The sequence below is a fragment of the Streptomyces sp. PTL18 genome, assembly GCF_059510295.1.
Genome location: NZ_JCAJZO010000068.1, coordinates 1 through 8,063, shown reverse-complemented (window position 1 = coordinate 8,063; position 8,063 = coordinate 1). Strand labels below are relative to the sequence as shown.

Here is an 8,063-nt window from a genome sequence, read left to right as displayed (position 1 = left end):
CGGCGACGTGAGCAGATCCCTGATTGGCAACGTCATCCGTGAAATCCGACCCCTGCTCGTGGAAGGCGGGCTCCTCCCACCCCCGGCCACCACCCGCTACCGCACCGCCGCCGATCTCCTCACTGCCGCGCAGAGCGAACACGACACACCGACAGGTTGATTCTTGACGGCTTCACAAGGCCCGCAATGTCACGAACTCTCTGCCGAAGTCCGCGCAGCCGGGCGCGACGAAGGCGATGCAGGAGATCTACAACGCCGAGGACCGCGTCCGCGCCGAGAAGGCGATCGAGGCGTTCGCGAAGACCTACGGCGCGAAGTTCCCAAAGGCCGTCGCGAAGATCACTGACGACGCGGATGAGCTGCTGGCGTTCTATGACTTCCCGGCCGAGCACTGGATCCACTTGCGGACCACGAACCCGATCGAGTCGACGTTTTCCACGGTCAAGCTCCGAACCAAGGTCACCCGCGGCGCCGGCAGTCCGGCGGCCGCGCTCGCCATGGTGTTCAAGCTCGTGGAGTCCGCCCAGGCCCGATGGCGGGCAATCACCGGCGCCCACCTGGTGCCCCTGGTCCGCGCCGGCGCCCGGTTTGAGAACGGTGTCCTGGTCGAGCGCCAGGAGCAGGCTGCGTGACCGAGGAGAAGGACTACAGCGACTGCCAGATCTATCTGCGGGGCGGCAACCGCCCGTCCGTGACTGCCCTCGTCGTGGCGGCTCTCGGAGCCCAGGCCGACGATCACTACACGGTCCGATTAGGCCGGATGGTCTTCGAGATCCGGCACAACCCGGACTTTGGCCTGGCCGACGACTTCATCGGATGGCCGTTCACGATCGAGGCGGAGTCCGACGGCACCAGCCCAGTCCTCGTCGAAGCGGTGGCACGCGTGCTCCAGGCGGCCTGGGACCGCGGGTTCGACGCCGTTGCTGCCTGCGACTTCGAGGACGAGCTCCCGGACCTCGGCGGCCTCCCGCGCTACCGCTGAACTACACCGGATCCACAGGTCTTGACTATTCCTCCCAGCACGACCAAGGAAGCCCGTTGCCTGATCAGTTGAGCAGTACCACTGTGGCTGCGTCTACTGCGGTCACCCCTGGGTGTGACTGCTACGTGCACCGGTTCGGTTCGCTCGCTCCGGGACGGCGGGCAGGCTGCTATCCGAGTGACATGACGGATGCGGAGTGGGCCGAGGTCCGCGCCGCGATGCCGGTGCCGGCCTGGCTGCTGAAGCGGGGCGGGCGTCCGGAGGCGTACTGCCATCGCGAGATGCTCGACGCTGTGCGCTATCTGGTCGACAACGGCGTGAAGTGGGTGGCCATGCCGGTCGACTTCCCGTACTGGCGGGCGGTCTACGACTTCTTTCGCCGCTGGCGGGCCTGCGGCTACGTGCGTGAACTGCACGAACGCCTGCGCCGCACGGCGAGGGAACGCTCAGGCCGCAACACTGAGCCCAGTGCGGGAGTCATCGACAGTCAGTCGGTGGACGCCTCCGAGACCGTCGGCCAGGACAGCCGCGGATACGACGGCGGCAAGTCACGTGACGGGCGCAAGCGTCACATCCTGACCGATACCGAGGGCCTGCTCCTGGAGGTGAGCGTGACCACGGCCGATGTGCACGACTCCAAGGCCGCCCCCGCGCTGCTGGAGACGTTCATGGACCAGCCGGGCCGGATGCTGAAGCTGGTGTGGGTCGACAGCGCCTACCAGGGCCCCGCACTGGCCGAGGCGTTCGCCCGTCACGGGGTGCGCGTCGAGGTCGTGCGCCGCTCCGACGGCAGGCGCGGATTTGTCGTACTGGCCCGCAGGTGGGTGGTGGAGCGCACGCTGTGCGCCACGAGGCGCTCTGTTTGTATCCCCGGTTCAGCCGGGAGGAACTCGGAAGGAGGTTCTTGGGCCCGATGACTTACCTGGATCCGAAAGGTGAAGGGGACAAAAGCATGTCAGAAAACCAGTGACCGGGTTCAGTTGTCAGGGACGGTGTGCTGGGTGGCCCGCGCGATATGGCGAAGACTGGATTGTTTGAAGCCCAATCCCCAGAAGATGCAAGTTCCCATCCGCCGGAAAGACAGCTGAAACCGGCGCCGCGCTCTGCTCTGGCTTCTATCGTGCGGCCGGAGCAGCTTCCGGAGCGTAGGGCGATGTCCAGCGAGGACATTCAAGGGGATGAGTGGGACGCCTAACTCGCGCTAGAACGTACAGACAGAGACGAACGTGGGATCGCCTAAGGGATGCGAGTCCTATGGCGACGGAGGCCCCGTAGTAGTCGCCGGAGTGACGACCGGCCAGGGAGGACGGGAAAGCCGTCCACATAGGGCGAAGGGGGTCAGGTGATTCGGACACCCGAGACTCGGGAGGTATGCGGAATGCAGAGCGCCAAAACGGTGCTGGGTGTCCTGCGTGAACGCGGCAGACGCGGTCTGCCGTGTGACGAACTTTATCGGCAACTGTTCAACCCGCAGTTGTATCTGCTGGCCTACGGCCGCATCTACGCCAACCATGGCGCGATGACGCAAGGGGTCACGTCGGAAACTGTGGACGGCATGTCCCAGCGGAAGATCGACCGAATCATCGGGGCGATGCGCCACGAGCGTTACCGCTTCCGTCCGGTTCGACGCGTTCATATCCCGAAGAAGAATGGGAAGACGCGTCCGCTGGGGCTGCCGACCTGGTCGGACAAGCTCGTCGGTGAAGTGGTCCGCCTGTTATTGGAGGCGTACTATGAGCCGACGTTCTCCGACCGCTCGCATGGGTTCCGTCCCCGTCGAGGTTGCCATACCGCGTTGCGGGAGGTGGACCACACCTGGACCGGGACGTCCTGGTTCATCGAAGGGGACATCGCCGACTGCTTCGGCAGCCTGGACCACGAGGTCCTGCTGTCGATCCTCGGCGAGAAGATCCATGACCAGCGGTTCCTGCGACTGGTGCGCAACATGCTGACAGCCGGATACATGGAGGACTGGAGATGGGGCGCCACGCTCTCCGGAGCGCCGCAAGGCGGGGTGGCTTCCCCGATCCTGTCCAACATCTACCTGCACAAGTTGGATGAGTTCGTCGAGACAGTTCTGATTCCGGAGTACACCCGAGGGAAGCGCCGGGCCCGCAACCCGGCCTACCTGGAGTTGCAGAATCTGCTGGCGAAAGCCCGCCGGCGCGGCGACCGGGTCAAGGCCCGTGCGCTGCGTCAGCGGATGGTCAGTCTGCCGAGCGCGGATCCCAACGATCCGGGATACCGCAGGCTGCGCTACATACGCTACGCGGATGACCACCTCCTCGGTTTCACCGGACCGAAAGCCGAGGCCGAGCAGATCAAACAACGCCTGGCCCAGTTCCTGCGTGACGAACTCAAGTTGGAACTGTCCCAGGAGAAGACGCTGATCACTCATGCCCGTACCCGGGCAGCAAGGTTTCTCGGCTACGAGATCACGACCCAGCACAACGACACGAAGAAGACCGGCCGTTACCGTCGGGTCAACGGCCAGATAGCACTACGTGTCCCACGGGACGTGATCAAGGCCAAGTGCGCCCTCTATCTCGATCGCGGAAAACCCGCGAAGAAGACGGCCCTGATCAACAGCAGCGATCACGCGATCGTGGCGACCTTCGGGACCGTTTACCGGGGCGTCGTCCAGTACTACCTGCTTGCCGGAGATGTCTTCCGGCTGCACAGGCTGCAATGGGTCATGGAGACTTCTATGCTCAAGACCCTTGCGTCCAAGCACCGTTCGACAGTGTCGAAGATGGCCGCCAAACACAAGGCGAGAATCGACACCCCCAACGGGCCCCGAGTCTGCTTCGAGGCCCGAATCGAGCGGAAGAACAGGAAACCACTGGTGGCACGGTTCGGTGGGATTCCTCTCCAACGGCAGCGGGCGGCAGAACTCGCCGATCGTGAGCCCGTCCGGGTGGACTATCCGCAGAAGGAACTCATCGCGAGACTCCTGGCGGATACCTGCGAGATCTGCGGAGGCAAGGGCAACGTGCAAGTGCACCACGTCCGCGCTCTCGCCGACCTCGCACATGCCGGATGGCAGCCTTCCGACTGGGCGCGCGTCATGCTTCACCGGCGCCGCAAAACCGTCGTGGCCTGCGACATCTGCCACGACCGTATCCATTCGGAACGGCCAGCCAGACCAATCACGCAGTAGTCACTGGAGAGCCGGATGACCGGGAAACCGTCATGTCCGGTTCGGCGGGAGGCCGCGCGGAACAGGACTCGCCCTCACGGCGAGCACCTCGCCGCGCGGCCGACCCAACGAGCTGGCTGTCGCGCTCACGCCGCCTCAACCGCGACCACGAACGCCGCCCCGACCACCACGCTCAGATGGTGTGGTGGGCCGCCGTGATCAGGCTGTCCCGGCGCCTGGCCGCGGACGCTCCGCGCTGGCCGGAGAAGCGCCCCGGCCGACTGCTCCGGGCGCGGGCATGAACCGTCCGTCCTTCGCCCGCACCAGCCAGCCCCGCTTCTCCAGCACGTAGGCACGGTGCCGGATCTTCTCCACCTCGTTCTTGATCTCCGCTTCGCGGCCCACCGCCCGCGTCAGCTCCACCCCGTTCACCGGCCCCGAAGCGGTCATCACCGCGGCGAACACCTCCCGATACAGGCCGCTGAGCACCTCCTCGCCCATGCCCGACCGCCACACCGGCGGCCTCTCGCCGTGCCCCGCGCCGGGGCCGCCCGATCCCACGACGGCAGCCATCTCACCACCGCACGGCACGGAAACCGGCGTATTCACCGGGCTCTCCCCGGCCAGCACCGACACGAGCTCCTCACGCCCCACCCGGGCCCGCTCGACTCGCTCCCGCGCGGCATCCACCTCGGCCTGAGCCTGCTCCAGAACCTCCGTCCAGGACTCCAGATCCTTCCTCGCCCGCGCCTCACGCTGTTCCATCAGCCCCAGCACCGACGGCATCGCGACCTCCTCGATCCACAACAAGCCGTCCGCTGCCTGCCCCTACATCTCCGCGATCATGCCCCGCATACGAAGAAGTCCCTGTTCATCGAACAGGGACTCCCTTTGCCACAACGCACTGAGTGAATTCCTGCGCAGCCGGAGAGAGCGCCTGACTCCTGACGAGGTGGGCCTGCCCCAGACCGGCCGCCGTCGGACTCCGGGACTTCGCCGAGAGGAACTGGCACTGCTGGCCGGGATCAGCGCCACCTGGTACACGTACCTGGAGCAGGGGCGAAAGATCCGCGTCTCCGAACAGGTGCTCAACGCCCTCGCCGCGGCGCTGCGGCTCGACAGGCACGAGCGCGATCATCTTCTCCAGCTTGCCGGTCACGCGCCTGCGGCCGAAGCCGAGGAACGCGAGCCGCTGACGGCCGAGGCGGGTGCCGTCCCCCTGTTGCTCCAGCCGAACCCGGCGTACATCATCGGCGGCAACTATGACGTCCTCAGTCACAACCAGGCAGCCCACGAGTTGTTCCCGAGGCTCATCACCGAGGCGGACCGGCCCGCCAACTTCGCCCGTTGGGTGTTCCTCGAACCGGTGGCCCGGGACGTTCTGGTCGACTGGGAACCCGAAGCACGCGGCCTGCTCGGCCGACTTCGGACGCTAGCGGCACGCCGTTCCGGCGACCCGCGGTACACCCGACTGATCGAGGACCTGAACGAGGGCAGCCCGGAGGTGCGGGGCTGGTGGCCGCAGTACGAGGTGGAGGCCCGGCACAGCGGTCGCAAACAGCTGCGACACCCGCAACGGGGAGCGACCGATTATGCGTACACCGCTTTTCACCTGGCCGAACAGCCGGAACAGACGCTGGTCGTCTACGTCGACAGCAGCGAACCGCCCTACGGGAGCGCAGCCGTGACCAGCGAATGATGGAGGATGCCGGCGGCAGTACCAGCGCTTACGGTACGGCTGCGGAGGACCAGCGGCTGCGCGCCGAGCAACTCCTGGACAAAGGGTCGGAGGACCAGCCACTCTTCAATGCCGAGCCGCACACGGTTACTTCTCCGCCGGCTCCGGGGTGGGCGCGACCTCGGTGGGGCACGACGAGCCCGGTTCGTCTCGAACCAGGGCTCAGGCTGACCCCCGTCCCACCGAACCCGGTGGCCCCTTATCTCGCCACCTGAGAACGCATCAGCCCTGGTAGCCGGGCGGGTCCACCGGATTCTTGCCACGGACTGTGTCAGAGCCAACGATGAGCGTGTTCTTGTTCGGGTCGAAGTTCTTGGTCCGTCCGTTGGGGTTGAAGTTGATGTCCGCCTTGTTGAGGCAGGCCTGGACACCTGTTGCCCTGCTCTCGGCATCCAGCGGCTGATAGTAGACCCACGTCTTCCGGGTGGCCTGGCAGTCCCCGCTGCTGCGCGGGTCGTCAAACTTGTCGCTGTAGGCGTAGGTGTCGGTATCCGGGTAGAGCAGTCGTCCGGAGGTCGGCCAGGCGCTGGGTCGTCCGCGTCCTGGATGACTGGACTGCCGCCGATCCTGTCTCGGCCGTTGTCGAGGGGCTGGTATGCGACTGGGTTGGTGATCTGGGAGGGCGCTCTGCCAGCGATGTCGACGGGTGCTGTATCCGACGGCCCCGTGTTCGGGCGCCCCGCGACATGATCCGAAGTAGGGCCATGCAGAGGCGTTGCATCGCGAGCTCAGTGGTCTCGCTCGATCGCCTGGACGCAGCGGGCAAGCAGGGCGCGGAGAATGTCTTGTTCCTCGGCGGTGAACTCCTCAGCAAGGCGGCGTTCGATGCGCACCGCCTCGGTATCGGCGGCAGTAACGGCATGCTGGCCGGCCTCGGTGAGCCGGATCTCGAGGACCCTCTGGTGCCAGGGGTGCGCCGTCCGCTCGATAAGGCCGCGTGCCTGCAGGGTCTTGAGCACCCCGGTCATGGCCTGCGGGGTGACCAAGCAGTCGCGGGCCAGCGCGGCAGCGGAGATCCCGGGGTGCTGGGCGAGGGCCAACAGAGCGGCGTACTGGGCGACGGTCAGGTCGGCCGTGCGCACGGCGCTGCTCTTGGCGGCCATCAGCGCCTGCTCGGCCCGTTTGATGTCCAGGCCGAGCCGGACCTGCGGCGGCATCTCCATGCGCTCAGCTTACCAACCCTTGAGAAGGATCAAGACTGGAATACATACAAAGACGTTGATATATCTGGAGGCATGCATGAACACGCAGCTACTCCGGGCGACCTGCGCGGAAAGACGGTCCTGCTGACCGGAGCCACCCAGGGGATGGGGCTCCGCCTCGCCCTGCTCCTGGCAACCCGCGGCGCCACACTGCTGCTCCACGGACGCGACCAGCAGCGGCTTGCAACGGCCACCGACGAGATACGGGCGCAGGCCCCGGAAGTCTCGGTGCGCACCTATCGGGCCGACCTGGCCGACCTTGAGCAGGTGAGCACGCTGGCCGACGCCGTCCTCGCCACCGAGCCGCGGCTCGACGTACTGGTCAACAACGCCGCCGTGGGCGGTGGCATCGACCCGACCGTTCGGCAGACAAGCCGCCAGGGCCACGAACTGCGGTTCGCCGTCAACCACCTGGCACCGTACGTTCTCACCCGCCGACTCCTCCCGCTTCTGGTCGCCTCGGCGCCCTCGCGGGTGGTCAACGTCGCCTCGGCCGGGCAGACGCCCATCCATTTCGACGACGTGATGCTGGAGCGCGACTACGACGGAGTGCACGCCTACTGCCGCAGCAAACTAGCCCTGATCATGGCCACCTTCGACCTGGCAGCCGAGTCGGCGCCCCACCAGGTCACCGTCAATGCACTGCACCCAGCACACCTGATGGACACCTCCATGGTCCGGCAGAGCGGCTTCACCCCCGCCACAAGCCTCGACGACGGTGCTCAGCCGACGCTACGTCTCATCGCTGACCCAAACCTGGAGAACACCACAGGACAGTACTTCGACCGGTACGACGACCAGCCCGCACGCCCACAGGCATACGAAGCGCAGGCCCGCGCCCGGCTGGCAGCACTCACCACGAACCTGACCGCACCGTTCCTTGCATGAATGAAACTTCCCCTTGATCGTGGACACCTCTCGGGGTGGGGCGGTACTCGTACGCAACCTCCGCAGAATGATCCATGGGCCACCACGACCAAGCCGGCTCCGACTACTCCAGCC

7 protein-coding genes and 1 pseudogene are annotated in these 8,063 nt (G+C 66.2%); 6 read left to right on the top strand and 2 right to left on the bottom strand.

The window, feature by feature from the left end; genetic code table 11:
* Positions 1-173 precede the first annotated feature (173 nt).
* The 4 genes and pseudogenes from AC5WS8_RS38690 to AC5WS8_RS38675 all read left to right on the top strand — a co-directional run.
* Positions 174-632, top strand: a pseudogene (locus AC5WS8_RS38690) (transposase); the annotation flags it as partial.
* Positions 629-982: a hypothetical protein gene (locus tag AC5WS8_RS38685; protein ID WP_496108162.1), complete on the top strand. Its 354-nt coding sequence runs from the start codon at positions 629-631 to the stop codon at positions 980-982. The pseudogene AC5WS8_RS38690 and the gene AC5WS8_RS38685, both read left to right, overlap by 4 nt.
* A gap of 182 nt (positions 983-1,164) precedes the next feature.
* Positions 1,165-1,899 carry an IS5 family transposase gene (locus AC5WS8_RS38680; protein WP_496108161.1) on the top strand — a complete coding sequence of 245 codons (735 nt, stop codon included), beginning with the start codon at positions 1,165-1,167 and terminating at the stop codon, positions 1,897-1,899.
* Positions 1,900-2,360: 461 nt separating this feature from the next.
* Positions 2,361-4,142 (top strand): reverse transcriptase/maturase family protein, encoded by a 1,782-nt coding sequence (locus AC5WS8_RS38675; protein WP_496108160.1) that lies wholly within the window; start codon positions 2,361-2,363, stop codon positions 4,140-4,142.
* A 198-nt stretch (positions 4,143-4,340) separates the two neighbouring features.
* Here the strand turns inward: AC5WS8_RS38675 and AC5WS8_RS38670 are convergent, their stop codons facing one another.
* The gene (locus tag AC5WS8_RS38670) at positions 4,341-4,907 is read right to left on the bottom strand and encodes a hypothetical protein (protein ID WP_496108159.1); all 567 of its coding nucleotides are present in this window, start codon (positions 4,905-4,907) and stop codon (positions 4,341-4,343) included.
* Between the two features lie 58 nt (positions 4,908-4,965).
* Here AC5WS8_RS38670 and AC5WS8_RS38665 point away from each other — a divergent pair, with 58 nt between their 5' ends.
* Positions 4,966-5,820, top strand: coding sequence for a helix-turn-helix transcriptional regulator (locus AC5WS8_RS38665; protein WP_496108158.1), 855 nt, complete (start codon positions 4,966-4,968; stop codon positions 5,818-5,820).
* A gap of 767 nt (positions 5,821-6,587) precedes the next feature.
* Here AC5WS8_RS38665 and AC5WS8_RS38660 read toward each other — a convergent pair.
* Entirely contained in the window at positions 6,588-7,022 is a 435-nt protein-coding gene (locus AC5WS8_RS38660; RefSeq protein WP_496108157.1) for a MarR family winged helix-turn-helix transcriptional regulator, read from the bottom strand.
* A gap of 72 nt (positions 7,023-7,094) precedes the next feature.
* On the opposite strand from AC5WS8_RS38660, the gene AC5WS8_RS38655 reads away from it, so the two are divergent.
* Positions 7,095-7,949, top strand: coding sequence for an SDR family NAD(P)-dependent oxidoreductase (locus AC5WS8_RS38655; protein WP_496108156.1), 855 nt, complete (start codon positions 7,095-7,097; stop codon positions 7,947-7,949).
* Positions 7,950-8,063 lie beyond the last annotated feature (114 nt).

Bases quoted from the DNA above. Each gene is read 5' to 3' on its own strand.
- AC5WS8_RS38680 (WP_496108161.1), top strand. From the start codon at position 1,165: ATGACGGATGCGGAGTGGGCCGAGGTCCGCGCCGCGATGCCGGTGCCG.
- AC5WS8_RS38665 (WP_496108158.1), top strand. From the start codon at position 4,966: ATGCCCCGCATACGAAGAAGTCCCTGTTCATCGAACAGGGACTCCCTT.
- AC5WS8_RS38655 (WP_496108156.1), top strand. From the start codon at position 7,095: ATGCATGAACACGCAGCTACTCCGGGCGACCTGCGCGGAAAGACGGTC.
- AC5WS8_RS38660 (WP_496108157.1), bottom strand. From the start codon at position 7,022: ATGGAGATGCCGCCGCAGGTCCGGCTCGGCCTGGACATCAAACGGGCC.
- AC5WS8_RS38675 (WP_496108160.1), top strand. From the start codon at position 2,361: ATGCAGAGCGCCAAAACGGTGCTGGGTGTCCTGCGTGAACGCGGCAGA.
- AC5WS8_RS38670 (WP_496108159.1), bottom strand. From the start codon at position 4,907: ATGCCGTCGGTGCTGGGGCTGATGGAACAGCGTGAGGCGCGGGCGAGG.